The 24,313-nt window shown below is 67.9% G+C and carries 30 protein-coding genes and 1 tRNA gene; 14 read left to right on the top strand and 17 right to left on the bottom strand.

Annotated elements, in window-relative coordinates; all coding sequences use genetic code 11:
- Positions 1–127: 127 nt before the first annotated feature.
- Together AORI_RS80520 and AORI_RS80525 are read left to right on the top strand one after the other, a co-directional pair.
- Positions 128–880: a lytic polysaccharide monooxygenase gene (locus AORI_RS80520; RefSeq protein ID WP_016338143.1), complete on the top strand. Its 753-nt coding sequence runs from the start codon at positions 128–130 to the stop codon at positions 878–880.
- Entirely contained in the window at positions 877–1,473 is a 597-nt protein-coding gene (locus AORI_RS80525; RefSeq protein ID WP_016338144.1) for a DUF305 domain-containing protein, read from the top strand. Before AORI_RS80520 ends, AORI_RS80525 begins: the two co-directional genes overlap by 4 nt.
- 49 nt (positions 1,474–1,522) lie before the next feature.
- On the opposite strand, the gene AORI_RS80530 is transcribed toward AORI_RS80525, so the two are convergent.
- From AORI_RS80530 to AORI_RS80560, 7 genes are all read right to left on the bottom strand, one after another.
- Complete coding sequence (locus AORI_RS80530) at positions 1,523–1,951, bottom strand: heat shock protein transcriptional repressor HspR (RefSeq protein ID WP_043849257.1); 429 nt, start codon at positions 1,949–1,951, stop codon at positions 1,523–1,525.
- A 5-nt stretch (positions 1,952–1,956) separates the two neighbouring features.
- Positions 1,957–3,129 carry a molecular chaperone DnaJ gene (dnaJ, locus tag AORI_RS80535; protein WP_016338146.1) on the bottom strand — a complete coding sequence of 391 codons (1,173 nt, stop codon included), beginning with the start codon at positions 3,127–3,129 and terminating at the stop codon, positions 1,957–1,959.
- Between the two features lie 33 nt (positions 3,130–3,162).
- Positions 3,163–3,900 carry a nucleotide exchange factor GrpE gene (gene grpE, locus AORI_RS80540; protein ID WP_016338147.1) on the bottom strand — a complete coding sequence of 246 codons (738 nt, stop codon included), beginning with the start codon at positions 3,898–3,900 and terminating at the stop codon, positions 3,163–3,165.
- Positions 3,897–5,768 (bottom strand): molecular chaperone DnaK, encoded by a 1,872-nt coding sequence (dnaK, locus tag AORI_RS80545; protein ID WP_016338148.1) that lies wholly within the window; start codon positions 5,766–5,768, stop codon positions 3,897–3,899. The genes grpE and dnaK overlap by 4 nt, the downstream gene beginning before the upstream one ends.
- Positions 5,769–5,934: 166 nt before the next feature.
- Complete coding sequence (locus AORI_RS80550; protein WP_016338149.1) at positions 5,935–7,341, bottom strand: alpha/beta hydrolase; 1,407 nt, start codon at positions 7,339–7,341, stop codon at positions 5,935–5,937.
- A complete protein-coding gene (locus AORI_RS80555; protein ID WP_016338150.1) occupies positions 7,338–8,009 on the bottom strand; it encodes a DUF4097 family beta strand repeat-containing protein in 672 nt (223 codons plus the stop codon). The genes AORI_RS80550 and AORI_RS80555 overlap by 4 nt, the downstream gene beginning before the upstream one ends.
- Positions 8,010–8,035: 26 nt before the next feature.
- A complete protein-coding gene (locus tag AORI_RS80560) occupies positions 8,036–8,803 on the bottom strand; it encodes a DUF4097 family beta strand repeat-containing protein (protein ID WP_016338151.1) in 768 nt (255 codons plus the stop codon).
- A 161-nt stretch (positions 8,804–8,964) separates the two neighbouring features.
- Between AORI_RS80560 and AORI_RS80565 the strand changes: the two genes are divergently transcribed.
- Positions 8,965–9,504: a YbhB/YbcL family Raf kinase inhibitor-like protein gene (locus AORI_RS80565; protein WP_016338152.1), complete on the top strand. Its 540-nt coding sequence runs from the start codon at positions 8,965–8,967 to the stop codon at positions 9,502–9,504.
- Between the two features lie 69 nt (positions 9,505–9,573).
- Here the strand turns inward: AORI_RS80565 and AORI_RS80570 are convergent, their stop codons facing one another.
- Genes AORI_RS80570 through AORI_RS80580 form a run of 3 tightly spaced genes read right to left on the bottom strand, consistent with a single transcriptional unit; the run spans position 9,574 to position 10,918 of the window.
- Positions 9,574–10,008 carry a GNAT family N-acetyltransferase gene (locus AORI_RS80570; protein ID WP_016338153.1) on the bottom strand — a complete coding sequence of 145 codons (435 nt, stop codon included), beginning with the start codon at positions 10,006–10,008 and terminating at the stop codon, positions 9,574–9,576.
- A 22-nt stretch (positions 10,009–10,030) separates the two neighbouring features.
- Positions 10,031–10,591, bottom strand: a complete 561-nt coding sequence (locus AORI_RS80575) for a TetR/AcrR family transcriptional regulator (protein WP_016338154.1) — start codon at positions 10,589–10,591, stop codon at positions 10,031–10,033.
- On the bottom strand, positions 10,592–10,918 hold the full coding sequence (locus AORI_RS80580; RefSeq protein WP_016338155.1) for a DMT family transporter: 327 nt from the start codon (positions 10,916–10,918) through the stop codon (positions 10,592–10,594). It abuts the gene before it with no gap.
- Positions 10,919–11,071: 153 nt separating this feature from the next.
- Between AORI_RS80580 and AORI_RS80585 the strand changes: the two genes are divergently transcribed.
- From AORI_RS80585 to AORI_RS80595, 3 genes are all read left to right on the top strand, one after another.
- Positions 11,072–13,366 carry a (Fe-S)-binding protein gene (locus AORI_RS80585; protein WP_016338156.1) on the top strand — a complete coding sequence of 765 codons (2,295 nt, stop codon included), beginning with the start codon at positions 11,072–11,074 and terminating at the stop codon, positions 13,364–13,366.
- 267 nt (positions 13,367–13,633) lie between these two features.
- Positions 13,634–14,035 carry a DUF742 domain-containing protein gene (locus AORI_RS83170; protein ID WP_228688270.1) on the top strand — a complete coding sequence of 134 codons (402 nt, stop codon included), beginning with the start codon at positions 13,634–13,636 and terminating at the stop codon, positions 14,033–14,035.
- Positions 14,036–14,065: 30 nt separating this feature from the next.
- A complete protein-coding gene (locus AORI_RS80595; protein ID WP_016338158.1) occupies positions 14,066–15,049 on the top strand; it encodes a cation diffusion facilitator family transporter in 984 nt (327 codons plus the stop codon).
- On the opposite strand, the gene AORI_RS80600 is transcribed toward AORI_RS80595, so the two are convergent.
- Both AORI_RS80600 and AORI_RS80605 read right to left on the bottom strand, forming a co-directional pair.
- The gene (locus tag AORI_RS80600) at positions 15,043–15,735 is read right to left on the bottom strand and encodes a CAP domain-containing protein (protein ID WP_123799209.1); all 693 of its coding nucleotides are present in this window, start codon (positions 15,733–15,735) and stop codon (positions 15,043–15,045) included. The two genes, AORI_RS80595 and AORI_RS80600, sit on opposite strands and share 7 nt — an antisense overlap.
- Before the next feature lie 121 nt (positions 15,736–15,856).
- On the bottom strand, positions 15,857–16,315 hold the full coding sequence (locus AORI_RS80605; protein WP_016338160.1) for a MarR family winged helix-turn-helix transcriptional regulator: 459 nt from the start codon (positions 16,313–16,315) through the stop codon (positions 15,857–15,859).
- A 73-nt stretch (positions 16,316–16,388) separates the two neighbouring features.
- Here AORI_RS80605 and AORI_RS80610 point away from each other — a divergent pair, with 73 nt between their 5' ends.
- Positions 16,389–17,573 carry an FAD-dependent oxidoreductase gene (locus AORI_RS80610; RefSeq protein WP_043849258.1) on the top strand — a complete coding sequence of 395 codons (1,185 nt, stop codon included), beginning with the start codon at positions 16,389–16,391 and terminating at the stop codon, positions 17,571–17,573.
- Positions 17,574–17,741: 168 nt separating this feature from the next.
- Here the strand turns inward: AORI_RS80610 and dcd are convergent, their stop codons facing one another.
- Together dcd and AORI_RS80620 are read right to left on the bottom strand one after the other, a co-directional pair.
- Positions 17,742–18,323 (bottom strand): dCTP deaminase, encoded by a 582-nt coding sequence (dcd, locus tag AORI_RS80615; RefSeq protein WP_016338162.1) that lies wholly within the window; start codon positions 18,321–18,323, stop codon positions 17,742–17,744.
- A 13-nt stretch (positions 18,324–18,336) separates the two neighbouring features.
- Entirely contained in the window at positions 18,337–19,539 is a 1,203-nt protein-coding gene (locus AORI_RS80620; protein ID WP_016338163.1) for an oxygenase MpaB family protein, read from the bottom strand.
- Positions 19,540–19,649: 110 nt separating this feature from the next.
- Here AORI_RS80620 and AORI_RS80625 point away from each other — a divergent pair.
- The 5 genes from AORI_RS80625 (at position 19,650) to AORI_RS80640 (ending at position 21,790) form a co-directional block, all read left to right on the top strand.
- A tRNA-Gly gene (locus AORI_RS80625) sits at positions 19,650–19,720 on the top strand.
- A 65-nt stretch (positions 19,721–19,785) separates the two neighbouring features.
- The gene (locus AORI_RS80630) at positions 19,786–20,433 is read left to right on the top strand and encodes a YdcF family protein (protein WP_016338164.1); all 648 of its coding nucleotides are present in this window, start codon (positions 19,786–19,788) and stop codon (positions 20,431–20,433) included.
- 321 nt (positions 20,434–20,754) lie between these two features.
- Positions 20,755–21,021 carry a hypothetical protein gene (locus AORI_RS84505; RefSeq protein WP_228688271.1) on the top strand — a complete coding sequence of 89 codons (267 nt, stop codon included), beginning with the start codon at positions 20,755–20,757 and terminating at the stop codon, positions 21,019–21,021.
- Positions 20,978–21,268, top strand: coding sequence for a hypothetical protein (locus AORI_RS84510; RefSeq protein WP_016338166.1), 291 nt, complete (start codon positions 20,978–20,980; stop codon positions 21,266–21,268). Before AORI_RS84505 ends, AORI_RS84510 begins: the two co-directional genes overlap by 44 nt.
- Before the next feature lie 27 nt (positions 21,269–21,295).
- Entirely contained in the window at positions 21,296–21,790 is a 495-nt protein-coding gene (locus AORI_RS80640; RefSeq protein WP_016338167.1) for a GNAT family N-acetyltransferase, read from the top strand.
- Positions 21,791–21,793: 3 nt separating this feature from the next.
- Here the strand turns inward: AORI_RS80640 and AORI_RS80645 are convergent, their stop codons facing one another.
- Positions 21,794–22,447 carry a hypothetical protein gene (locus AORI_RS80645; RefSeq protein WP_016338168.1) on the bottom strand — a complete coding sequence of 218 codons (654 nt, stop codon included), beginning with the start codon at positions 22,445–22,447 and terminating at the stop codon, positions 21,794–21,796.
- Between the two features lie 85 nt (positions 22,448–22,532).
- The gene (locus tag AORI_RS80650) at positions 22,533–22,934 is read right to left on the bottom strand and encodes a DUF4279 domain-containing protein (protein WP_016338169.1); all 402 of its coding nucleotides are present in this window, start codon (positions 22,932–22,934) and stop codon (positions 22,533–22,535) included.
- Between the two features lie 36 nt (positions 22,935–22,970).
- Here AORI_RS80650 and AORI_RS80655 point away from each other — a divergent pair, with 36 nt between their 5' ends.
- Both AORI_RS80655 and AORI_RS80660 read left to right on the top strand, forming a co-directional pair.
- Positions 22,971–23,363, top strand: coding sequence for a pyridoxamine 5'-phosphate oxidase family protein (locus AORI_RS80655; RefSeq protein ID WP_043848467.1), 393 nt, complete (start codon positions 22,971–22,973; stop codon positions 23,361–23,363).
- Positions 23,364–23,397: 34 nt separating this feature from the next.
- Positions 23,398–23,925 carry a GNAT family N-acetyltransferase gene (locus AORI_RS80660; protein ID WP_016338171.1) on the top strand — a complete coding sequence of 176 codons (528 nt, stop codon included), beginning with the start codon at positions 23,398–23,400 and terminating at the stop codon, positions 23,923–23,925.
- On the opposite strand, the gene AORI_RS80665 is transcribed toward AORI_RS80660, so the two are convergent.
- Positions 23,922–24,260 carry an MmcQ/YjbR family DNA-binding protein gene (locus AORI_RS80665; RefSeq protein WP_043849259.1) on the bottom strand — a complete coding sequence of 113 codons (339 nt, stop codon included), beginning with the start codon at positions 24,258–24,260 and terminating at the stop codon, positions 23,922–23,924. The two genes, AORI_RS80660 and AORI_RS80665, sit on opposite strands and share 4 nt — an antisense overlap.
- Positions 24,261–24,313 lie beyond the last annotated feature (53 nt).

The raw sequence follows: 24,313 nt of genomic DNA on the forward strand, positions 1-24,313 counted from the left end.
TGTTCCACCTGGGCTCGACGCAGCAGTAGGTCAGTGAATCATTGACCACGGTCACCGGCGGATTTATGGTCTAGACCACATTGCTCCCCGTCGCGGGAACACCGTCGTTCCATCCCCAGGAGCCGGCATGACCGTCAAACGCAAGCTCGTGGCAGCCGCCGCCGGTGCGATCCTCGCCCCGATCGCCATCGTCGCCATCCCGCAAGTGGCCAGCGCCCACGGCTATGTGCTGTCCCCGCCCAGCCGCCAGGCGAACTGCGCCCAAGGCAAGGTTTCCGGCTGCGGTGCCATCGTCTACGAACCGCAGAGCGTCGAAGGCCCCAAGGGGCTCCGCAGCTGCAACGGCGGCCTTCCCGGATTCGCCGAGCTCAACGACGAGTCGAAGCCGTGGCCCGCCGCGTCGGTCGGCAACAGCGTGACCTTCAACTGGAAGTTCACCGCCTACCACCGGACCACGAACTACGAGTACTACATCGGCGGCACCAAGATCGCCGACATCAGCGGGAACAACTCCGCGCCGAAGGACCCGACGTCGCACACGGTGAGCCTGAACGGCTTCAGCGGCCGCCAGAAGGTGCTCGCCATCTGGAACATCGCGGACACGCCGATGGCCTTCTACAGCTGCATCGACCTGCAGATCGGCGGCGGCAACCCGCCCACGACCAGCAATCCGCCGACCACGAGCAACCCGCCCACGACGTCGAACCCGCCGACCAGCACCAGCAACCCGCCCACCGGCGGCACCTGGGCGGCCGGAACGTCCTACGCGGTCGGCAGCACGGTGACCTACGGCGGCGCGACCTACCGGTGCCAGATGGCGCATACCGCGATCCAGGGCTGGGAACCGCCGAACACGCCCGCCCTTTGGACGCGGCAGTGAAGCTGGCCCTCGTTCTCGTCGCCGGTCTCGTGGCCCTCGCGGGCTGCGGGGCCGGCGACGGCTCACCCACCAACGCCGGTGCCCCGATCTCCCCCGTCCCCCAGTCGGCCGGGGCGTCCGCGGAGTACAACGACGCCGACGTGATGTTCCTGCAGATGATGATCGCCCACAACAACCAGGGCGTGGAGATCGTCAAGCTGGTCAAGGCCAAGCAGGGGCAGAAGCAGGAGCTGACGAATCTCGCCGCCGCCATCGAGGCGACGCAGCAGACCGAGACCACGGACATGCGGAATTGGCTGAAGGCCTGGGGCAAACCCGAGACGGGCTCGGCGGATCCGCACGCGCATCACCACCACGGTGGCGACGGGCTCACCGACAAGGGACTTCTCGAAGCACTGTCCAAAAAGGATGGTTCGGAGTTCAGCCTCGACTTCGCGGACATCTTCGTGGCGCACCAGCACAACGGAGTGGCGCTGGCGAGGACCGAGCTGAAGGACGGGAAGAACCCCGAAGCGAAGGCGCTGGCCCAGCGGATCCAGGACTCGCGCACCGGCGAGGTCCAGCAGATCCGGTCCGTGGTGCCCGGCCAGTGACGCATTTAGTCCTCTAAATGCCGGGCTGACGCCCGGAGCATTTAGAGGACTAAGTGCGTTTTTTGGGCTTCCAGACCACGAGTGCCGTCTGCTGCCGCAGGGGAACGAGATCCTTGCGGTACGAGGCGTGCACGGCCGCGGCCGTCTGCTCGGCGGAGAGGTACGCCGCGGTGAGCTCCTCGGTCAGTTCGGCGATACGCGAGCGGAGCGCGTCGACCTGGTTCTCCAGCTCGATGATCCGCTTGATGCCCGCGAGGTTGACACCGTCCTCTTGGGACAGTCGCTGCACTTCGCGCAGCAACGCGATGTCCCGCATCGAGTAACGGCGTCCACCGCCGGAGGTCCGGCCCGGCGACACGAGACCCTGCCGGTCGTAGGACCGCAGGGTCTGCGCGTGCAGGCCGGAAAGCTGCGCCGCCACCGAAATGACGAACACCGGGGTGTCCTCGTCCGCACCGTGCGGCAGCCCGCCGAACATCGTGCTCACCTGCCTTCGAGAAGTTCGGTGATCTCCGGTCGCGGATCGTGGTCGGCCATGGCCTCCGCGTAAGCCTCCAGCGCCTCACGGGCCTTGTCGTCCAATTTGGCCGGGATGGCCGCCTGCAGGGTGACCAGCAGATCGCCCTGCGAGCCGTCACGTTTCGCGATTCCCTTGCCGCGCACACGAAGTACGCGACCGCTCGCCGTACCCTGCGGCACCTTCAGCGAGACCTTGCCCTCGAGCGTCGGCACGGTGATCGTGCCGCCGAGGGCCAGTTCCGCGAAGGACACCGGCACGGTGATCGTCAGGTCGAGGTCCTTGCGCCCGAACAACGCGTGCGGAGCGACGTGCACCCGGACGTACAGATCGCCCGGCTGCGCGCCGCCACGGCCCGGTTCGCCCTGGCCCGCCAGCCGGATCCGCTGGTCGTCGGCGACGCCCGGCGGGATCCGCACGGTCAGGGTGCGGGTGCGGGTGCTGATGCCCTCGCCCGCGCATTCCGGGCACGGGTCGTCGATGATCTTGCCGCGGCCGCGGCAGTCGCGGCACGGCTCGGAGAACGCGAACGCGCCCTGGCTGCGGCTGACCAGCCCGCTGCCCTGGCAGGTCGCACACGTCCTCGGAGAGGTTCCCGGCTTCGCGCCGTTGCCACCGCAGGTGGAACAGGTCGCCGGGCTCGACAGCCGCAGCGGCAGGGTCGCGCCCTTGACCGCCTCGGCGAAGTCGATCCGGACGTCGGTCTCCACGTCGGCACCGCGTTGCGGCCGGTTCGCCGTGGCACCGGCCGCGGCGCCGCGGCGGCCGAAGAGGCCGCCGAGGATGTCGCCGAGACCGCCGAAGCCGCCCTGCTGCTGACCCGCCTGGCCGAAGATGTCGCCGACGTCGAACCCGCCGCCGGCACCCCCGCCCGGGAAGCCGAAGCCACCGGGACCGCCGGAGCCGAAGAGGCGGCGAGCCTCGTCGTACTCCTTGCGCTTGGACGTGTCGGACAGCACGCCGTACGCCTCGGAGACCGCCTTGAACTTCTTCTCGGCCTCCGCGTTGCCCGCGTTGGCGTCGGGGTGGTTCTCCTTGGCCAGCTTGCGGTAGGCCTTCTTGATCTCGTCCGCGGTGGCGTCGGAGGAGACGCCCAGTTCACGGTAGAAGTCCTTACCGATCCATTCCCGTGCACTCACCGAACGTCTCCTCCTTTCACGCCGTATCGCCGATCAGCGGTTGTTCTCATCGAAAAGTTCGCCCTCGAGCGGCAGTTCGCCGCCCACCGGCGGGTCCACCGGGGCGCCACCCGGCTCGTGGTCGGTGACCCCGACCATCGCCGGACGCAGCACGCGCTCGCCGAAGCGGTAACCGCGGCGCATGACCATGGTGACCGTCGGCCCGGTGACGTCCGGAGACGTGCTGTGCTGCACCGCCTCGTGCACGCTCGGGTCGAAGGGCTCGCCCTCGGCGCCGAACGCTTCGAGGCCCGACCGCTGCAGGCTCCCGACCAGCTTCTCGCCGACCGCCTTGAAGGCACCGGTCAGATCGCCGTGCTGCTCCGCGCGCTCGAGGTCGTCGAGCAGCGGAAGCAGGTCGCCGACGACCGACGCCTTCGCGCCGACGACGACCTGCTCGCGGTCGCGGTCCACGCGCTTGCGGTAGTTGGCGTACTCCGCCTGGAGGCGCTGGAGGTCGGCGGTGCGTTCCGCCAGCTCCTTCTCCAGACCGGTGGCCACCGACACGGAGTCGTCCACAATGGACTCCCCGAGGCCGGGGCCCGCGTGTGCCGCGGGCTCCGGTTCGACGGTGTCTTCGGCCGGAGCGGCGTGCTTCGGACCATCCTGGGTTTCGGCGGCCGGGGCGGCCGAGCGGACCTCACCGGTCAGCGGGTCGATCCGCCTACGGTCCCGCACGACCACCGGTTCCTCCGGGCCCCGGCCCTCGGTTTCGTCGTAGCGTCCCGTCACTTCTTGTCCTTCTCGTCCTCTTCGACGATCTCGGCGTCGACGACGTCGTCCGCCTTGGCCTGCGAACCGGTGCCCGCGCCCGCCGCACCGGCGGCGCCTTCACCGGCGGCACCTTCGGCGCCCGGGGTGGCGTTGGCGTAGAGCGCGGTGCCCAGCTCCTGCGAAGCGGTGTTCAGCTTCTCGATGGACTCGCGGATCTTCGCCGAGTCGGTGCCCTTGAGCGCCTCGTTGGCCTCGTCGATCGCGGACTTCACCTTGCCCTTGAGCTCGTCGGGCAGCTTGTCCTCGTTGTCCTTGACGAACTTCTCGGTCTGGTAGACCAGCGTCTCCGCCTGGTTGCGGGTCTCCGCCTCCTCGCGGCGCTGCTTGTCCTCCTCGGCGTGCGCCTCGGCGTCCTTGACCATGCGCTCGATGTCGTCCTTCGGCAGCGCGGAGCCACCGGTGATCGTCATCGACTGCTCCTTGTTCGTGCCCAGGTCCTTCGCGAGGACGTGCACGATGCCGTTGGCGTCGATGTCGAAGGTGACCTCGATCTGCGGCACGCCACGCGGGGCGGGCGGGAGACCGGTCAGCTCGAACATGCCGAGCTTCTTGTTGTGCGCGGCGATCTCGCGCTCACCCTGGAACACCTGGATCTGCACCGACGGCTGGTTGTCGTCCGCGGTGGAGAAGATCTCCGAACGCTTGGTCGGGATCGTGGTGTTGCGCTCGATGAGCTTGGTGAACACGCCGCCCTTGGTCTCGATGCCCAGCGAAAGCGGGGTCACGTCGAGCAGCAGGACGTCCTTGACCTCGCCCTTGAGCACACCGGCCTGCAGCGCCGCGCCGACCGCGACGACCTCGTCCGGGTTCACGCCCTTGTTCGGCTCGCGGCCGCCGGTCAGCTCCTTGACCAGCTCGGACACGGCCGGCATACGGGTGGAACCACCCACGAGCACGACGTGGTCGATGTCGCCGACGGCGACACCCGCGTCACGGATGACGTTGTTGAACGGCTTGCGGGTGCGCTCGAGCAGGTCCGAGGTGATCTTCTGGAACTCGGCGCGGGAGAGCTGCTCGTCGAGGAACAGCGGGTTCTTGTCCGCGTCCACGGTGATGTACGGCAGGTTGATGCTGGCCGAGTTCGAGCTGGACAGCTCGATCTTCGCCTTCTCGGCGGCCTCACGGATGCGCTGGAGCGCCATCTTGTCCTTGGTGAGGTCGATGCCGTTGGACGACTTGAACTTGTCGACCAGCCAGGTGACGATCCGCTCGTCCCAGTCGTCACCGCCGAGGTGGTTGTCACCGGAGGTCGCGCGGACCTCGACGACACCCTCGCCGATCTCCAGGAGCGAGACGTCGAACGTACCGCCACCGAGGTCGAAGACCAGGATGGTCTGTTCCTTCTCGCCCTTGTCGAGGCCGTACGCCAGCGCCGCCGCGGTGGGCTCGTTGACGATGCGGAGCACGTTCAGGCCGGCGATCTGCCCGGCTTCCTTCGTGGCCTGCCGCTGCGCGTCCTCGAAGTACGCGGGGACGGTGATGACCGCGTCGGTGATGGTCTCGCCCAGGTACGCCTCGGCGTCGCGCTTGAGCTTCATCAGCACGCGGGCGCTGATCTCCTGCGAGGTGTAGGCCTTGCCGTCGATCTCGGTCTTCCAGTCGGTACCGATGTGCCGCTTGACCGACCGGATGGTCCGGTCGACGTTCGTCACGGCCTGGTTCTTCGCCGGCTGACCGGTCAGCACTTCGCCGTTCTTGGCGAAGGCGACGATGGACGGGGTGGTGCGTGAACCTTCCGAGTTGGCGATGACCGTCGGCTCGCCGCCCTCAAGGACAGCGACGACCGAGTTGGTCGTGCCGAGGTCGATGCCGACCGCTCGCGCCATGGTGTGATCCTCCTGCTAGTTCGTGACCTGCACGTTCTCACCCACCTTGAGTGGGCTCAACGCAAGTTGTATCGGGATGGCAGGGCTTCCGTCAAGCCGGACTTGAGTCACCCTCACTCAACCTTGTATCCGGCTCAACGTGCGGCGCGGCCGTCTTGTTCCCGGGCTACCGGCAGACCGTGCCCGGAGCCGGTGTGACGCCGCTCACCAGGTACTTCGTCTCTTCCGTGCGCACGCAGGCTGAGTTCAGCAGGCCCGTGTGCCCGTACCCGGCGTCGACGAGCAACGTCGAATTCTCGATGTTCCTCGCGAGCCCCTTCGCCCAAACGAGCGGCGTCGCCGGATCGTGTTCACCGCCGACCACGAGGATCGGCGCGGCGCCGGTCACCTTCTGCGGTCGCGGCAGGTAGGCGGACGGCACGGGCCAGCCCGCGCACCCGCTCGCCATGTCCCAGAACTCCGAGTACCGCCAGCCGTGCGGCGAGAGCGCCTTCACCAGTCCCTGCATCGCCCTCATGTCGGCGTAGGAGGTGAACGGCGAGCCGAAGTCGTGACAGCCGATCGAGCGGTACGCGCCGTAGGACGGGTCGAGCTGGGAGTACGGCAGCAACCCGTCCGCGTCACCCGCCGTCGCGGCGTCGATCGCCTTCGCCAGGCCGGGCCAGAACGCGGGCAGGATGAGATTGCCGTAGACCCCGGACGCCATCTCCTCGGCGGTCACGTTCCGCCCGAGCTGCTTCGACGGCACGCCACCGGGCGTCCGCATCAAGGCGTCGTAGGTGGCGAGGACGTCCTTGCCGCGAAGTACACAGTCGGCCGACGTCGTGCACCACTTCGCGAAGTCCTTGAGCGCGCCTTCGGTCGCGACGGCTTCTTCGAGGACCGCCTGCCTGGTCGGCCGCGAGTGGTCGACGGCGCCGTCGAGCACCATCGTCCGGATACGGTCCGGGTACTTCTCCGCGTAGACGGCGCCGAGTTCGGAACCGTAGGAGACGCCGAGCCAGTTCACCTTCGGCTCGCCGAGAGCGCCCCGGATCGCTTCGATGTCGTCCGCGGCGTGCCAAGTGTCCACAGAGGACAATGTGCGCCCGGTCCGCTTCAGGCATTCCTCGCCCGACGCGCGGTTGTGCGCGAGGAGCTTGTCGTAATCGGCGCGACTCCGCGGGAACCGGCTGACCGCCGGATCGTGCAGATCCGGCCCGCAGGTGATCGCGGGCGTGCTTTCGCCGACGCCGCGCGGATCGAATCCGATGACGTCGAACCGCTGCCGCACTTCGGCCATTTCCGGCTTGTCGAGCGCGAAACCGCGGCCGCCGTACTTGAGCACGGTGACCCCGGCGCCACCGGGACCACCCGGATTCGTCAGCAGCGAACCGATGCGGCGCGCGGGATCGGTCGCGGGCAGTTTCGCCAGCGCGATCGAAAAGCCACCGCTCACGCGGAGGTTCGCGCATTCCAGCGTCGGCGCGTGCTCGGTCGCGCACGGCTTCCAGTCGATCCCGGACGCGGCGGACGCCGGCGACGCGGTGAGCGGAAGCAGGGTCAGCGCGGCGACGGCGGCGACGGTTTTCATGCGGGCTTCACCGTGATCGAGCCGGTGCCGGACTGGAGGTCCAGGACGTTCGCCGAAGCCTGGTCCTGCCGGACTCCGCCGGTCTCGACCGTGCCGACCTCCGCCTTCGCGCGGACCTGGTACGCGCCGTCGGGAACGGTGACGACGACCTTGCCGACCTCCGCGTTCGCGGTGACCGCGCCCGGCTTCGCGAGCCCGATTTCGATGTCGCCGGTGCCGGTGCGCAGGTTGACCGGCCCGGACGTGCTCAGCACCTTCAAATCGCCGACGTCGCCCTTCAGGTCGACCGAGGCGGCGCGGGCGAGCGTGATCTTGCCGGTGCCGATGGACCCGGAGATCGCCAGTTCGCGCGGCACCACGACGTCGTAATCGACGCCGCACTGCTGGCAGCCGCCGAGGACCAGCGTGCCGTTCTCGACGCTGTGCGTCTTTCCGGGATTCTTGCCGGTGTACGTCACTTCGCGGCGCAGTGAGACGGGCGCGCCGTCCTCGACCCGGAGCGTGACCCCGCCGACCGGGACGTCCACCCGGATCGCGGTGATCTGCTCGGTGACGGGCGCGCCGTCGCTCAGTTTCTGCTGGAATTCCCCTGTGCAGCCGACGATCCCGAAGGCGGTCAGCGCGCCGAGAGCGAGCGCGCCGAGGACGCGCTTTTCTTTGTTCCCCATGAGAAAGTGTTCCCCCGATAAGTCCGTCAGGCCGCTTTGACCTGGACGCTTCCGCTGTCGGTGTTGAGATCGAGCTTGTGCTGTGCCGAACCGGACTGGTTCACGTCGATGTCGCGGTGCCCGCTGCCGGAACCACCGGTGACGTTGTACTCGCCGGGCGGGACGGTGACCTCGACCGAACCGCTGTCGGTCTGCGCGGTGACGTCGGCGCCCTTGAGCAGTTCGAGTTCGATGCGGCCGCTGTCGGTGCGGGCCTCGACGTTGCCGCCGAGCCGTTCCCCCTTGATGGCACCGGACGCCGCCTGCACGGTGACGGCCTGGCCGATGTTCGCCAGCTCGACGCGACCGGCGTCGGACCGCACCTTGACGGTGCCCGGCACGTCGGCGACGGACACGGCCCCGGAATCGACCATGACGTCCACAGTGGACACTCCAGCGACGTCGAGCGCCCCCGAGTTCAGCTTGCCCGAGACGGGGACACCGGCCGGGACCACCACGTCGTAGCCGACCTCGCAGGCGGTGCCGCACCCGGCCAGGATCAGCGTGTCGCCTTCGACGCGGAACGCGTCACCCGGCTTGTTCCAGCGGTACTGGAACTCCTGGTGGATCCGGACCGGCCCTTCGCCGGCGCGGATCTTGACCCGGCCCTCGTCGTTGTCGATCCGCACGCTGCGGATCGGCTGGGTCACCTCCGAGGTGGCCTCCGCGTCGGACGGCCACCACCAGCCGAGGCCGGTGAGAACACCGACGCCGATCAACGCGATGCCTCCGATCGCGAGGAGTGGGCGCGCCATGGTCTTGAGTCCCTCCAGAGCAGGTTTTCGTGTAGCTCGACGCTAAGGGCAGCGCGGCGGGTTGGACATAGGGGTAACCCCCGGATTCATCCCTGATCCCGCGCCAGGGCTCTCGGGGTCATAACCTGGCTCCGTCATCTGTTCGACGATCAGGAGGACGCATGCCGCAGGCACCCGATCCGTACGAATTCCTGCCCGATCTGCCTGCCTTCACCTTGAGCAGCACCGACATCGAGGAAGGCGGCTTCCTGCCGACGCCCCAGCTTTCCGGGATCTTCGGCGCGGGCGGCGAAGACCGTTCCCCGCAGCTGTCCTGGGAGGGTTTCCCCGCGGAGACCAAGAGTTTCGCGGTCACCTGCTACGACCCCGACGCCCCGACGGCGAGCGGGTTCTGGCACTGGGCGGTGTTCAACATCCCCGCGTCGGTGACCGCGCTGGCCGCGAACGCCGGCGACGAGGCGGGCTCCGGTCTGCCGGAGGGCGCTGTCACCCTGAAGGGGGACGGTGGCGTGAAGCAGTTCCTCGGAGCCGCCCCGCCGCCCGGACACGGGCCGCACCGGTACATCTTCACGGTGCACGCCGTCGACGTCGAAAAGCTGGACGTCGGCGAGGACGCGACGCCGGCTTTCCTCGGCTTCAACCTCTTCGGCCACGCGATCGCCCGGGCGTCGCTGACGGCCCTGCACGAGAACAAGGGCTGAAGGACGCTTTCCCCGCATGGCACGCGGTGAAGGACGCCTTCACCACGTCTCATGCGGGGAAGGTCCCCTTCAGACCTGCCCGTTCGCCCGGCCCCGCTCCATGTACTGCCCCTCGGGCGGGTCGCCGAAGCCGAACTGCCGGTACAGCCCGTGCGCGTCGGCGGTGTGCAGCATCCACCGGAACTCCGCGCCCGGCCCGTTGTCGATCATCTCCCGGACCAGTTCCTTGCCGAGCCCCGCGCCGCGTGCCTCGTCGACGACGAAGACGTCCGCGAGATACGCGCTGCCGATGGTGTCGGAGAACGCCCTCGCGAAGCCGACCAGACGACCGCTCGAAGCCTCGTACGCGCCCACGACGCGCCAAGCGTTCTTGAAGACCTTCTCGACCTGCTCGCGGTCTCGCCACTTGCCCCAGTAGACGCCGGTGGACAGGTGCTTCCACACCACGTCGAGGTCCACCCGTGCCGGGTCGTCATCCAGTTCGTACGCGCCGACGATCCTCATGAGCCGAACGCTACCCAGCAGGTCAACGAGGTTTCAGCAGATAGTCCACCACCGGCCGCAGCTCCTCCGCGGACGGCGGCTCGTCGTCGATGAGGCCCTGGATCAGCAGGCCGTCGATCCCGGCGAGGAACACCCGGAACGCGACCTCGTCGTCGTGCCGGACCATCGAGGTGAGCACGTCCAGCCAGCGCCGGGCGGCGGGCCGCAGCTCGGGTTTGCGCGCGGCCAGCAGGTACAGCTCGTACTCCGCCATCGTCCGCCCGCGGCGCGGGCCCAGCGCCTCCGCGAGCAGCCCGGCGACCTCTTCCGCGCCGCGACTGCCACGCGAGCGGGCGCGGTCGATCATCCAGTAGACCTCCGTCGCCATATCCCGCGCGCACGAGATGAGGGTGGCGATCAGCAGATCGTCGAGGCTCGAGAAGTGATAGGTCGTCGAAGCCGTCGGCACGCCCGCCTCGGCGGCGACCGTCCGATGGGTGACGCCCGCGACGCCGTCCCGTTCGATCACCCGCAACGCGGCCGCGATGATCTCCTCGCGCCGCTTCTCACCCCTGGCCTTGCGGCCGTCGACCTGGATCTTCACTTAGTGCGCGCCTCCCGCCTCGATCAACACGACGCCGCCGATCACCAGCACCAGACCGGCGATCACGGACAGGTTGACCGGCTCCTTGAAGAACACCATCCCGACGGCCGCCACCAGCGCGACCCCGGCCGCGGCCCAGATCGCGTACGCGACGCTCACCGGCACGCCCGCCTTCAGTACATACGCGAGCGCGACGAACGCGCAGGCGTAGCCGGCGACGACGACGATCGACGGCCCCACCTTGCTGAAGCCCTCGGAAAGTTTCAACGAGACCGTGGCGGTTACCTCAGCGGCGATGGCGAAAGCGAGGAGGAAGTACGCACCCATGTCACAAAAACTACCTGGACGATCGTCTTAAAACCAAGAGAGGCGTACACCACATCGGTGGGACTTGGGCGCGGTCAGTGGGTTACCCATCAGTAAGAAGCATTAGTCTGCCCGAACCACCACACGCTTCACTCGGACGAAAGGCACCCGAAGATGGGCGCTGTACAGCTGACGCTCGGCGGGATCTCGGTCCTGCTCGGCGTCGTCGCCTGGGGAATGTTCTTCGCGACCATCGCCCGCTTCGTGCGGGTGATCCGGCTCGGTCAGCCGGACTCGACCCGCAACGGCCCGTTCGTGCCGCGTATGAAGACCCTGATCAAGGAATTCGCCGCGCACACCCGGATGAACAAGATCCGCAGCGTCGGCGCCGCGCACTGGCTCGTCATGTGGGGCTTCCTGCTCGGGTCGCTCGCCCTGTTCGAGGCGTACGGCGAAGTCTTCGTGCCCACCTGGGGCTGGCCGATCCTCGACGACTGGTCGCTGTTCCAGCTGCTTATGGAGGTGCTCGGGGTCGGCACCATCGTCGGTGCCCTGGTGCTGATCGGGATCCGCCAGAAGAACCACCCGCGCCGCGCCGACCGCCAGTCCCGCTTCCAGGGTTCCAACTTCAAGTGGGCGTACTTCATCGAGGCCGTCGTGCTCATCGAGGGCATCGGCATCATCGGTGTCCGCGCCGCGAAGTCCGCGATGAACGTCCACGAAACCCCGATCTGGGCGGCGTTCGTCTCGCACCCGATCGGTGAGCTGCTGCCGGCCAGCCCGAACCTGGTCTCGGTGTTCGCCTTCGTCAAGCTGATGAGTGCCACGATCTGGCTGTTCGTCATCGCCCGCACGATGACGATGGGTATCGCCTGGCACCGGTTCAGCGCCTTCTTCAACATCTACTTCAAGCGCGAGGACGACGGCGGCGTCGCACTGGGCGCGCTCAAGCCGATGATGAGCAACGGCAAGGTGCTCGACCTCGAAGAGGCGGACCCGGACGAGGACACCTTCGGCGTCGGCAAGATCGAGGACTTCAGCTGGAAGGGCTGGCTGGACTTCTCGACCTGCACCGAATGCGGCCGCTGCCAGTCGCAGTGCCCCGCGTGGAACACCGGCAAGCCGCTTTCGCCGAAGCTCGTCATCACGCAGCTTCGCGACCACGCGTACGCGAAGGCGCCGTACCTGCTCGCGGGCGGCAAGCGCGACATGGCCGGCGACGAGATCGGCCTGTCCGGCGACAACATGTACGCGGGCATCGACGTTCTCGCGATCGCCGAGTCGCAGAAGGCGCTCGTCGGCGACGACGGCGGCGTCATCGACCCCGAGGTGCTGTGGTCCTGCACCTCCTGTGGCGCTTGTGTCGAACAGTGCCCGGTGGACATCGAGCACGTCGACCACATCGTCGACATGCGCCGCTACCAGGTGATGATCGAATCCGCGTTCCCCAGCGAACTCAACGGGATGTTCAAGAACCTGGAGAACAAGGGCAACCCGTGGGGCCAGAACGCCAAGGACAGGCTCGCCTGGACCGAGGACCTGGACTTCGAGGTGCCGGTGTTCGACGGCGACCTCGGCGACACCGAGTACCTCTTCTGGGTCGGCTGCGCCGGCGCGTTCGAGGACCGCGCGAAGAAGACCACGCGGGCCGTCGCGGAGCTGCTGCACATCGCGGGCGTCAAGTACACCGTGCTCGGCTCGGAGGAGTCCTGCACCGGTGACCCGGCCCGCCGCGCGGGCAACGAGTTCCTGTTCCAGATGCTGGCGCAGCAGAACGTCGAGATCCTGAACTCGGTGTTCGAGGGCCGTGAACGCAAGGCGCGCAAGGTGGTCGTCACCTGTGCCCACTGCTTCAACACCCTCGCGAACGAGTACCCGGAGCTGGGCGGCCAGTTCGACGTCGTGCACCACACGCAGCTGCTCAACCGCCTGGTGCGGGAGAAGCACCTGACCCCGGTGGCGCCGGTCGCCGAGGACGTCACCTACCACGACCCGTGCTACCTGGGCCGTCACAACAAGGTCTACGACGCTCCCCGTGAGCTCGTCGGCGCTTCGGGCGCGCAGCTGCGCGAGATGCCGCGGCACGGCGACCGCTCGATGTGCTGTGGTGCCGGTGGCGCGCGGATGTGGATGGAAGAGAAGATCGGCAAGCGGATCAACGTCGAACGCGTCGACGAAGCGCTCGGCACCGCCCCCTCGAAGATCGCGACCGGTTGCCCGTTCTGCCGCGTGATGCTCACCGACGGCGTCACCGCGCGCCAGAGCGACGGGCAGGCGAGCGAGAAGGTCGAGGTCGTCGACGTCGCCCAGCTGCTGCTGACCGCCGTCAAGCGGAAGCCGGAGCCGCAACTGGTGCCGGCGGGTGCGCCCTCTTTGGACGCGGTCTCGGACGCCGAACTCGACGGAAAGGCCGACGTGCCGACCGACGAAACGGCCACCGGAACCCCGCTGCCCGAGGAAGACAAGTAGAACGTCACACCCGGAGGGGACATTCTCTCGCACATAATGCGAGAGAATGTTCCCTCTTGTTTTATCCGGACGCGGGCCATTTCGTTCCATTACCCGTTCGGCGGTACACCGTGGCGATAGGCTGCAGCGGATCCGGAAAAAAGGGGCGAGGAATCAATGGGCAACCGTCACGAACTCCGCTCGGCAAGGGAGCACCGGCTCGCCACACCGGGATCGCCGACCGTTCGCCCGCCCGCCAGGGTCCCCTCGTCCGCGGCCTTCGCCAGGATGGCTCAGGAAGCGACCATCCCCAGCATCCCGGCCGCCCGGCGACCGCCGCGACAGGAGCGGAAACGCACGCGCGTCCGCCCGTACGTCCGCACGGGCGGGCGCACCCAGTCCAAGCGGAACTTCGCGATCGAAGCGATGATTTCCGTCCGGAACGACGCACCGTGGACCGCGCCGGGATTCAGCGTCGAATTCCATTCCGTGAGAGCACTGTGCCGCCGTCCCACTTCCGTCGCCGAAGTGGCCGCTTCCTTATGTGTTCCACTCGGCGTTGCAAAGGTCCTTTTGGGTGATATGGCCGAACTCGGTTTGGTCACCGTTCATGAAACACAGGCTGAATTCGACGGTCATCCGGCACTCGCCTTGATGGAACGTGTCCTGCAGGGATTGCGTCGCCTGTGAGATCGGCGCACTCGCACTACGCTACGCGAGGTGAGTGAAGAATCCGGTGGCGAAAGCACCCTGACCGTGGTGCTGGCGGGTGGGGTCAACCTCGCCATCGCCGTGCTGAAACTGATCGCCGGGATCATCACCGGCTCCGGCGCGATGCTGTCGGAAGCCGCGCATTCGGTGGCCGACACGATCACCGAGGTGCTCCTGCTGACCGCGCTGAAACGGTCGGACCGCCCCGCCGACCGCGTCCATCCCTTCGGCTACGGCAAGGAGCGGTACTTCTGGTCGCTGCTCGCGGCGGTGTCGATCTTCGCCTCCGGCGCGATGTTCGCGCTCTACGAAGGCTTCTCGACGGTCTTCGGCGAGGAGACCGAGCAGACCGATCCGATCGTCGGCTACATCGTCCTCGCGATCGCGTTCGCCCTCGAATCCGTCTCGTGGTTCCAGGCCGTGCGGCAGGTGCGCCGTGACGCCGCCGCCTCCGGCCAGAAGGTCTCGGTCTACCTGCGGATGATCGACGACCCGGCGCCGAAGACCGTGCTGTTCGAAGACTCGGCCGCGCTGATCGGCCTGCTGCTCGCGTTCGCCGGGATCGGGCTGCACCAGCTCACCGGCTCGCATGTCTGGGACGGCGCGGCGTCGATCGCGATCGGGGTCCTGCTGGCGCTGGTCGCCTACGTGCTGGGGCGGACCAACCGCGGCCTGCTGATCGGCAGGCAGGCGGATCCCAAGCTGGTGCGCGGGGTGCGGGACCACCTGCGGAACGCGCCGGAGATCGAGGCCGTCGTCGACCTGCAGACCATGTTGATGGGCACCGATCAGGTGCTCGTCTGCGCCCGCGTCGACTTCGACGACGCACTCGGCGCGGCGGAGGTCGAACGCGCCTGCGTCCGGCTGGCGACCGAGCTGACCGGGACCTTCGGCGACGTCACCGAAGTGTTCATCGAACCGGTCCCCCGCACGGACGCCGAGCTGCGCGCGGCCGTACTGGCCCGCTACGGCGATTGGGGCAAGGGTCAGTAGCCGAAGTTCTGCGTCCAGTACATGCCCTTGGTGTTGACGCCGACACCGATCTTCTTCAGCTTGCAGTTGAGGATGTTCGCGCGGTGGCCCTCGGAGTTCATCCAGGCGTCCATCACCTTGGCGGCGCTCGACTGGCCCTTGGCGATGTTCTCGGCGCCGGGCTTGTCGTAGCCGGCGGCCCGGATGCGCTGGTCGAACGTGACGCCTTCCGGCGTGGTGTGCGAGAAGTAGTTCCGCGCGGACATGTCGTCGCTGTGACCCTGCGCGGCGGCGGCGAGACGCGACTCGTTGCTCACCGGCGAGCAGCCCGCGTCGGCGCGCTCGGCATTGACGAGGTCGATGACCTGCCCGGCGAGCGAGCTGTCCTGCGAACGGGGCGGTTCCGGCGCCTTGCTCGGCGTGGGCTTGGGCGCCTCGGAAGACTGGGCGGGCGGCTCGGCCGGGGCGGAGGACGAGCTGGGCGGAGCGGAGGACGACGTGGGAGCCGCCGAGGACGACGTCGGAGCGGCCGAGCCGGGCGCGGAACCCTCCGGTGCCGGAGAGGACGTCTGACCGAAGTAGGCGGGCGGCTTCGCGAGGGCGTCGCCGGGTCTGCCCTTGGTGTCGGGGACGCTGAGTGAGAGATTGCTCAGCGCGGTGCCTTGGAACCGATCGGTCACCATCAGGTAGCTCGCACTGGCGATCACCCCGCCCAGCAAGACACTGAGCGTGACAAGCAGTAACCGGCTTCGTGTTCTATTGGGGGACACGGGGCCGAAAACTATCACGAACTGGTTACGGCAATACCCCCGAAAGTAGTAATACCGGTCAGCGGCCGAGGCGGCCCGTGGAGTCGTGCGTGATCGCCGTCGCGTCGGCGAGGAACCGGATCACGGTCTCCAGCTCACCGTCCGTGTAGTTCTCGCAGGCCTCGCGGACCGACTTCACCAGGTGATCCCACAGCGGCGCGACGGCGTTCATCCTGCCCGCGTCGATCTCGATCAGGATCTTTCGCCGGTCTTCGGGATGCGGCTTCCGGGCGACGATCCCCTTGCCTTCGAGCCTGTCGATGAGCGCGGTGATCGACGCCGGCGCGAGCCCCGACAGCTGCGAGAGGGCCTTCGGCGTCTGCGGCCCGAAGCGGGCGAGGTAGTCGGTCACCTTGCTTTCGACCGCTGAAAGGCCGCTCAGCTCGGCGATGGCCGTGTGGAACATGACCGTCTCCGTCGACAGCGCGCGCGATCCGTTGAGGATCCGCTCGACCAGCTCCGCTCGCTCGCTTGACACGTCGGCCAGCCTAGCGGAGTCTTTAGTTCGATAGAACGAATTAGTTTCTAAGAGATTCGATGGGGTGAACGACATGGCGAAGGCACTGATCGCCGGCGGGGGTATCGCGGGCACGATCACGGCGATCGCACTGCACGAGACGGGTCACGAGCCGGTGATCCACGAGGCGTACGACCGGACCGCCGAAGGGGTCGGCGCGTTCCTGACCCTGGCGGTGAACGGCCTCGACGCACTGGGCCCATTAGGACTGAAAGGCCTGGTCAAGGGCTTGGGATTCGACACGCCGCGGATCAAGATGCAGCTCGGCGACGGTCGTGAGCTGGCGGATTTGGCGCTCGGCGGGCAGCTCGAGGACGGCACCGTGAGCCAGACGGTGCTGCGCTCCGAGCTGTACATCGGCCTACGCGACGAAGCCGTCAGACGCGGCATCGAGATCCGCTACGGCAAGCGTTTGGCCGACGCGCGGGAGACCGGCGACGGCGTCCTCGCGACCTTCGAGGATGGCTCGTCGGCCGAAGGCGACCTGCTGATCGGCGCGGACGGGCTCCGCTCGCGGGTGCGGACGATCATCGACCCGAAGGCGCCGTCACCGCGCTACGTGCCGCTGCTGAACACGGGCGGGCTGGCCGAAGGCCTGCGCCTGGCCGACGAACCCGGCGTCATGCACATGACGTTCGGCAAGCGGCTGTTCTTCGCCCACGTCGTCCACCCGGACGGGGGTGTCTGGTGGTTCGCGAATGTCCCCCGGAAGCGCGAGCCGTCCCCGGCCGACCTCGCCGTGACGACCACCTGGCGAGAGGACCTGATCCGGGGGCTGGCGGTGGACCGCACCCCGGCCGTCGAGATCGTGCGCGCGACGCGCGAGATCTACCGGCCGTGGGCGACGTACGACTTCCCGAGCGTGCCGACCTGGCGGACGGACCGGATGGTCATCATCGGCGACGCCGCGCACGCGACCTCACCCGCGGCCGGGCAAGGCGCCGCCATGGCCATCGAGGACGCCGTCACGCTGGCGCGATGCCTGCGTGACGTGCCCTCGATCCCGAAGGCGCTCGCCGTCTACGAAGGACTACGGCGCGAGCGCGTCGAGGCCGTCGTCGAGCGCGGCAAGCGCAACGGCGACGACAAGGCGGCCGGACCCGTCGGGCGGGTGATCCGGGACTTCTTCCTCACGCGGGCGTTCAAGAACCTGCCGAAGGAGGATCCGAACGCCTTCATGTGGCGGCACCGGATCGACTGGGATGCCCCAGTGAGCTGACACCTGTCTCCCCAAGGGCGCTCTGCGCCCGACGGAGACTTCACCGTCGAGCGCCCGCTCTTGGGCCGGAGGCCCACGGAAACACGATGAAGGGGCGCTTTGCACCTCGACGGAGCCGGGTATGCGGCGTCGCCCCTTCGGCGGGTTTCCGTCAGCGCTCGACCAACGTCACCGCCAGGTGTCGACGCGGTGGAAGTTCTTGTACGCGCGGCTCGGGGTCGGGCCCCGCTGCCCCTGGTACCGCGAACCGGCCTCGTTCGAGCCGTACGGGAACTCCGCCGCGCTGGACAGACGGAAGATGCAGAGCTGGCCGATCTTCATGCCCGGCCAGAGCGTGATCGGCAGGTTGGCGACGTTCGACAGCTCCAGCGTGATGTGGCCGGAGAAGCCGGGGTCGATGAAGCCCGCGGTGGAGTGCGTCAGCAGGCCGAGACGGCCGAGGGAGGACTTGCCCTCCAGGCGGCCGGCGAGGTCGTCGGCGAGCGTGACGGTCTCGTAGGTGGAGCCGAGGACGAACTCGCCGGGATGGAGCACGAAGGGGTCTTCGCCCTCCTTCTCGACCAGCGAAGTCAGCTCGTCCTGCTGCAGCTGCGGGTCGATATGCGTGTACTTGCTGTTGTCGAACACGCGGAAGAAGCGGTCGAGTCGCACGTCGATGCTCGACGGCTGGACCATCGTCGGGTCGAACGGGTCGACGCCGAGACGGCCGGCGTCGAGCTCTTTACGGAGGTCACGGTCGCTGAGGAGCACGCGATCAGCGTAGTCAAGCGGCCTTCATGTGCCTGCCGTAGGTCGGGTCGAGCCCGAACACCTTGGTGACCTGGCGTAGGTAGTGACGACGGCCGGCGGCCCCGATCAGCTCCTGGAGGGCCGTCGCGCCGGGCACCACCCGCCGGACCGTCTCGGCGGCGAAGTTCACTCCGGCCGCCGCGACCACGGCCGCCTGGGCGATCGGATCGTCGGGCAGTTCGAGGAAGTCGGCGTTGGTCTTGCCGAGCAGGAGCCTGCTGATCGCCCCGTGCCCCGCGACCGACACGTGCGCGAGGACCTTGCCGAGCGCGCCGCGGCCGTCGCCGATCCCGGCATGGGCTTTCATGAGCGCCGCGGCGAGCCGCTTGGAATCGTCGTCAGGGATGAACTCGGTGCTCGCGAGCAGCCACAGCAGCCGCCAGGCGTCGTCCTCGCCGGCGGGCAGGAGTTCCTCGTCGACGCCCATCAGCCAGCCGACATAACGCCAAAGGTGCAGGATGTCGGCGCGCTCGCGGGCGCTGTAGCGGAGTCCGAGCAGCTGGGTGCCGAAGACGTAGACGAGGGAGAAGAGCAGGAGCGTGCCCGCGGTCTGGACCTGGTTGACCGGCCTGTCCCAAGCCGCGTAATCCCAGTCCTTGCGGCGGTTCATCGCCGCTCGGACGTGGGCGTGCACGATCCGCACCCGCAACGCGGACTCGTACCCGCGCCCGCCGGGCACCAGCGCGCCCGGCGTCGTCACGTGGATCCACCACGTCGCCGTCTCGACGAGCCGTCGTGCCGCCTTGTACTCGATCTCGCCGGTGCCGACGAGCGACTTCGTGGCGCGCGAAGCGAGATAGCCGCCCATCAACGACACGTCGCCGAGTGGGAAGAGCCCGAGCAACCCGGCACGCGTGATCGCCCGCGCTCCGCGGTCAAGGCGGTCCGGATCGACCCAGTACGGCGTCGCCTCGACGTTGCGAAAGAAGGCTTCGAGCTCCTCCGGCGGATTCTCGACACTGTCGATGCCTTGCCGCAGCGCCTGTTCGAACTCGGGCCGGCTCTCCCGCAGCAACGGCACCAGCACGTCGGCCGCCGGATCCTCCCGCTGCGCGAACCGCCGCAACCGCGCCACCTGGCGCTCGTCACCCCTGATGTCGCCCTCGATGAACAACCTCGACGCGACCCGGAACCCGCCTTGACGGAACAGTTCGGGATCAGGCAGCCGCTCGCCCATCCGGATCACCTCCGAGGTAGACAACAAGTGTTGTCACTTTCGGCGGCGACGTCAAGATGGGCGGGGTCTTGGCAAGAGGAGATCCGGGCCATGTATGCTGGCCGAGCACTGCGGATGTAGTTCAATGGTAGAACATCAGCTTCCCAAGCTGAATACGCGGGTTCGATTCCCGTCATCCGCTCTCACGCGAAAGCCCCAGGTCAGTGGATGTCCACTTAGGACCTGGGGCTTTCGTTTTGGAGTCCTATGACCTTGCCGGATGATCTCCGCCACGACGTCCGGACACTCTGGGACTACCACGACATGGGCCACGACCTCCGGCCCGCAGACATCGGGATCGGACTCGGCAGCCACGACCTCGGCGTCGCCACCTGCGCCGCGGAGCTGTTCCACGCCGGAATGTTCCCGCGCATCGTCTTCACCGGAGCCAACGCGCCGACCACCGTCGAACGCTTCCCGCGCGGCGAGGCGGTGCACTACCGCGAACACGCGCTTGAGCTGGGCGTACCCGAGGACGCCGTCCTGGTCGAGCCCGAGGCACGGAACACCGGGGAGAACATCGCGTTCACCCGGGAGCTTCTGGAGTCACGCGGCATCGAGGTCGAGTCGGTCATCCTCATCTCTCGGCCGTACCAGCAACGGCGGGCCTACGCGACCTGCAAGAAGCTGTGGCCGGAGGTCGATGTCATCTGCGCATCCCGGCCGTTGCCGCTGGACGACTACGTCGGGAGCATCGGCGACGCGGACCGGGTGATCAACATGCTTGTCGGTGATACACAACGGATCACCGTCTATGCCGAGCGTGGTTTCGCTGTCCAGCAGGACATGCCGAGCAGCGTCGCCGAGGCGTACGACCGCTTGGCCCAGGCTGGCTTCAGCGAACGTCTTGTGTGACAGATCGATCGCGCCAACCCAGGATCACGCCGACTTGCTCGATCCACCGCCGAGTTCATGGCGAGCCAATTCCCTGGAACGCCGGCCGAGATCATGCTCGCCGTCGAACACACCTGCCATGCGAAAGCGACGGCGCGACGGCTCAGCGTCCGGCTGCGATTCGGCCAACTGCCGAGGTGGTGTCGGCACAGCGGACACGCGAGCTGTAACCGGGTCCGGGCTTCCGCCGGTCGTCTTAGCCCCATGCACGCCTCCAGTGAACACGACCTGGCCGGGGACTCCTCCCCGCGCCCCGCGGTTACCTTCTGCACCGTGCGGAAAATGTCGAGCGACGGTACGGCCGCGGCCTTGCTGACCGTGCTGGCCGGATCGCTGATCCTTCCGCTCCTCCTGGTCGGCGGGATCTTCCTCATCGTCGGCGTGAACACGGGCAGCACCCCGGGGCCGTACACCGTCGTTTTCGCCGAGGCGGGTGACGAATGCGGGGCGACAGGCCAGTATCTCGACGTCCACCGGGGAACCGCTGAGGTGTATGGGTCCGGGAGTGCTCAGGGACGCCTCGCTCGAATTCCCCGGTTTCTCCCGTGAACAGAACGACGAAGTTCGCCGCTGGTTGGCCACGTTGGCGGACGACGGCGAGCTGAGCGTCTTCGACCATCGTTCGGTCCAGGCGAAGATCGACGGGATCGTGGCCGGGTTGCCGCCAGGGGTCCGCGTCGAGCCGGAATCCGGCTCGACGCGGATCTGGATCGGCTCGGGACTGACCATCGCCGGCCTGCTCCTGCTTTCCGGCTTCGCCTGGCGGTGGCGGCGGAACCGCCGGACCGGTTATTGACTTCCCTGCGTCGTTACCGTGCCAGGTATGGAAATCCGGGAGTTCAGCCAAGACGACTGGGCGCAGGTCTGGCCGATCATGCGCGAAGTCGTGCGGGCGGCGGACACGTACACCTACGACCCGAACCTCACCGAGGACGACGCCCGCGGCTCATGGGTCGAGACGCCGCCGGGCCGGACGGTGGTCGCGGTCGAGGACGGCCGCGTGCTCGGCACGGCCAAGATGGGCCCGAACCGCGGCGGGCCCGGGTCCCATGTGGCGACGGCCAGTTTCATGGTGGACAAGGAAGTTCGCGGCAAGGGCATCGGGAGTGCGCTGTGCGCGGATGCCTTGGACTGGGCCAGGAAACAGGGTTTCGCCGGTATGCAGTTCAACGCGGTCGCCGAGTCGAACGCGGCCGGGATCCGGGTCTACGAACGGCTCGGCTTCGAGATCGTCGGGACGGTGCCGGGCGCGTTCCAGCATCCGACGCTGGGGCGCATCGGGTTGCACGTCATGTACTGCGACTTCGGCCGCGGCTGAGCGTCAGCCTTCGACGAGTTCCCACGGAGCGTCGGCGCTCGGCCGGTCGTACACCTGGCCGGGCGCGGCGCTCAGCACCAGGGCGACGTCCGGGTACAGCGTGACGGCGTGTTCCATCTCGAGGGCTTCGACCTCGAAGTCCTCGCTCTCCGGAACCTGGAAGCCGACGAGCAGCCAGCTTCCGTCGGCCTCGCGGACGACCTGGCGCACGGCGCGCACCGGGGCGGCGGGGTCGGTGGAGATCTCGGCGAGTTCGGTGCTCACCTGGACTTCTTCCAGCGGCGAGCCGGGATGCGTCCACGCGGCGAGGCGGGCGGCGCGCACCAGGAGGTCTTCCTCGTCGTCGTCCGAGTCGGCGACCGAGCTCAGCAGCCAGGTGCGCCGTTCCGGATCCCAGTCGGCGGCCATGCCGGTGGGGAGGCCGGCCAGCGCGGCGATCTCCGGGATGAGCTCCACCGCCTCCCGCAGGGGCAGCGCGCCGAACGCGTCCTTGTTCTCCTCCATGTCCTCGGAGAACTCGTTGCCGTCGCTGATGAACCAATCGCCGTCGTCGTCCAGGACGACGAACGCGAGGTTCGACGGATCGTCCACCAGCGACCGGGAGATGATCACCGGCGACTCGGGATCCTGACTCAGCGGCCAGTTCTCGCTCGACATGCTGGGCTCCCAACGGGGTTGTCCGGCTGTGGGGCACCATCCCACCATCTCCGGCGTTCCCGTCGCGCACCGGACCGGCGGAAGCTCATTCGCTGAGGTCGTACTCGTCGACGTCGAGCGCGGCCGCCGCTTCGGTGAGGAACGCGATCACGGCGGGCGAGAGGTGCCAGCCGAATTCCTCACCGCCGTCACGGTGATGGAAGTAGCGCACCACCTGCAGTACCGCGCTCACGCCTTCGTCCACCAGCCGCCGGATTTCCGGGCGGACGGGGGCGAGCCTGCCGATCACACTCTCGATCTGGTCGTCGACCGGTTCCGAACCGCGATGCGTCACCTTCCAGGCGTGCATCCGCGGCAACCGGTGTTCGGCGGACCGCGAACCCAGTACCAGGACCTCGTCGGGCTCCATGCCGAGCCGCGCGGTGATCTCCCCGGCGGACACGGTTTCGCTCTTCAAGGCGAAGTAGCAGTACTGGTGGACCTTCATACGCCCGGCACCCTAGCTTTCGGGCAGGCTGACCAGGTGAAACGTGATCAATCGCTTATCGAACGGCTCGCCCGGGAGCGCAATGCCTGGTTGTGCACGCTCCGCGGGGACGGATCCCCGCACGTCACGCCGGTGTGGTTCGTCTATCTCGACGACGTCTTCTGGATCGGGAGCGGCGAGCGGAACGTGAAGGTGCGCAACATCGACGGCGATCCGCGCGTCAGCGTCGCGCTTGAGGACGGCGACGCTCCCGCTGTCGCCGAAGGCGTGGCGCGCGTTCATCGAGGGACTCTCCGCGAGGACGTCCTCGCCGCGCTGGCGGCGAAGTACGACGGCTGGGCGGCCGGGGTCGAGATCGCCCCGTTCGGCGCAAGGGTGCTGCTGGAAGTGCCCGTTAAGCGGTGGCTACTCGAAGGTGTCGCCCAATAGTCTGGAAAGTCCGATACCGATCTTGGGATGGACGATGCTGACCGGTGAACTGATCCGCTTGCGCCCGCTGGAACCCGAGGACGCGGACACGCTGTGGCGCTGGCACAACGACCCGGAGGTCACGCGCTGGCTGCCCGCGGACCACCCGGAATCCCTCGCCCAGATCCGCGAACGCTTCGCCCGCCGGAAACCCAACAGCTTCAGCCAGGTGGACTTCGCGATCGAGAGCCTCGCCGTCGGCACCTTGATCGGCACCTGCACCCTGCGCGACGCCACCCCGGAGCAGGGCCGCGCGGAACTCGACATCTACCTCGGCGAGAAGGACCACTGGGGCGGCGGTTACGGCACCGACGCCATGCGCACGCTCTGCCGCTACGGCTTCGACATGATGCGGCTGCACATGATCGCGCTGTGGGTCGTGGTCGACAACGAGGCCGCGATCCACATCTACAAGAAGCTCGGGTTCCAGGTGGACGGCAGGCATCGGCAGTCGTTCCGCGGCCAGAACGGCCAGTGGCACGACGAGTACCTGATGAGCCTGCTCGAAGGGGAACTCCGCTAGTCGTTCAGTCCTTTCGTGAGCCTGGCGGGTGCCTTCATCCGCCATGCCTCCTCGATGAGTTCGCTCAACTGCGCCTTCTCCACCTTCTCGAGGTCGACGAGGATCGCGCCGTAGCCGTCGTAATGCGGCGTGGTGAAGTACGCGGGGTCGCCGGAAGCCAGCAGGGCCTCCTTCTCCGCGTGCTCGCACAGCAGCATCAGCCCGCCCTCGGCCTCGGTGCGCAGCCGGGCGAAGCTCTTGCCCGCGACCTTGAGCGACGGCGTGCGGTACGACGTGGACTCCTCGACCTCCGGCAACCTGCCCGCCAGAGCCACGACTTCTTCCCAGGTCGTCATGGCGGACATTGTGCCCTGGGTCACTGACAAAACCACCCCGTTGATGTCATGAA

It is taken from the genome of Amycolatopsis keratiniphila (genome assembly GCF_000400635.2).
Taxonomy (GTDB): Bacteria; Actinomycetota; Actinomycetes; order Mycobacteriales; family Pseudonocardiaceae; genus Amycolatopsis; species Amycolatopsis keratiniphila.

What these genes read in the sequence shown, in the direction of transcription:
- AORI_RS80520 (WP_016338143.1), top strand. Translation starts at nt 128, where the DNA reads ATGACCGTCAAACGCAAGCTCGTGGCAGCCGCCGCCGGTGCGATCCTC.
- AORI_RS80530 (WP_043849257.1), bottom strand. Translation starts at nt 1,951, where the DNA reads ATGTTCGGCGGGCTGCCGCACGGTGCGGACGAGGACACCCCGGTGTTC.
- dnaK (WP_016338148.1), bottom strand. Translation starts at nt 5,768, where the DNA reads ATGGCGCGAGCGGTCGGCATCGACCTCGGCACGACCAACTCGGTCGTC.
- AORI_RS80550 (WP_016338149.1), bottom strand. Translation starts at nt 7,341, where the DNA reads ATGAAAACCGTCGCCGCCGTCGCCGCGCTGACCCTGCTTCCGCTCACC.
- AORI_RS80555 (WP_016338150.1), bottom strand. Translation starts at nt 8,009, where the DNA reads ATGGGGAACAAAGAAAAGCGCGTCCTCGGCGCGCTCGCTCTCGGCGCG.
- AORI_RS80560 (WP_016338151.1), bottom strand. Translation starts at nt 8,803, where the DNA reads ATGGCGCGCCCACTCCTCGCGATCGGAGGCATCGCGTTGATCGGCGTC.
- AORI_RS80565 (WP_016338152.1), top strand. Translation starts at nt 8,965, where the DNA reads ATGCCGCAGGCACCCGATCCGTACGAATTCCTGCCCGATCTGCCTGCC.
- AORI_RS80570 (WP_016338153.1), bottom strand. Translation starts at nt 10,008, where the DNA reads ATGAGGATCGTCGGCGCGTACGAACTGGATGACGACCCGGCACGGGTG.
- AORI_RS80580 (WP_016338155.1), bottom strand. Translation starts at nt 10,918, where the DNA reads ATGGGTGCGTACTTCCTCCTCGCTTTCGCCATCGCCGCTGAGGTAACC.
- AORI_RS80585 (WP_016338156.1), top strand. Translation starts at nt 11,072, where the DNA reads ATGGGCGCTGTACAGCTGACGCTCGGCGGGATCTCGGTCCTGCTCGGC.
- AORI_RS83170 (WP_228688270.1), top strand. Translation starts at nt 13,634, where the DNA reads ATGGCTCAGGAAGCGACCATCCCCAGCATCCCGGCCGCCCGGCGACCG.
- AORI_RS80610 (WP_043849258.1), top strand. Translation starts at nt 16,389, where the DNA reads ATGGCGAAGGCACTGATCGCCGGCGGGGGTATCGCGGGCACGATCACG.
- AORI_RS80620 (WP_016338163.1), bottom strand. Translation starts at nt 19,539, where the DNA reads ATGGGCGAGCGGCTGCCTGATCCCGAACTGTTCCGTCAAGGCGGGTTC.
- AORI_RS80630 (WP_016338164.1), top strand. Translation starts at nt 19,786, where the DNA reads ATGACCTTGCCGGATGATCTCCGCCACGACGTCCGGACACTCTGGGAC.
- AORI_RS84505 (WP_228688271.1), top strand. Translation starts at nt 20,755, where the DNA reads ATGTCGAGCGACGGTACGGCCGCGGCCTTGCTGACCGTGCTGGCCGGA.
- AORI_RS80640 (WP_016338167.1), top strand. Translation starts at nt 21,296, where the DNA reads ATGGAAATCCGGGAGTTCAGCCAAGACGACTGGGCGCAGGTCTGGCCG.
- AORI_RS80645 (WP_016338168.1), bottom strand. Translation starts at nt 22,447, where the DNA reads ATGTCGAGCGAGAACTGGCCGCTGAGTCAGGATCCCGAGTCGCCGGTG.
- AORI_RS80650 (WP_016338169.1), bottom strand. Translation starts at nt 22,934, where the DNA reads ATGAAGGTCCACCAGTACTGCTACTTCGCCTTGAAGAGCGAAACCGTG.
- AORI_RS80660 (WP_016338171.1), top strand. Translation starts at nt 23,398, where the DNA reads ATGCTGACCGGTGAACTGATCCGCTTGCGCCCGCTGGAACCCGAGGAC.
- AORI_RS80665 (WP_043849259.1), bottom strand. Translation starts at nt 24,260, where the DNA reads ATGACGACCTGGGAAGAAGTCGTGGCTCTGGCGGGCAGGTTGCCGGAG.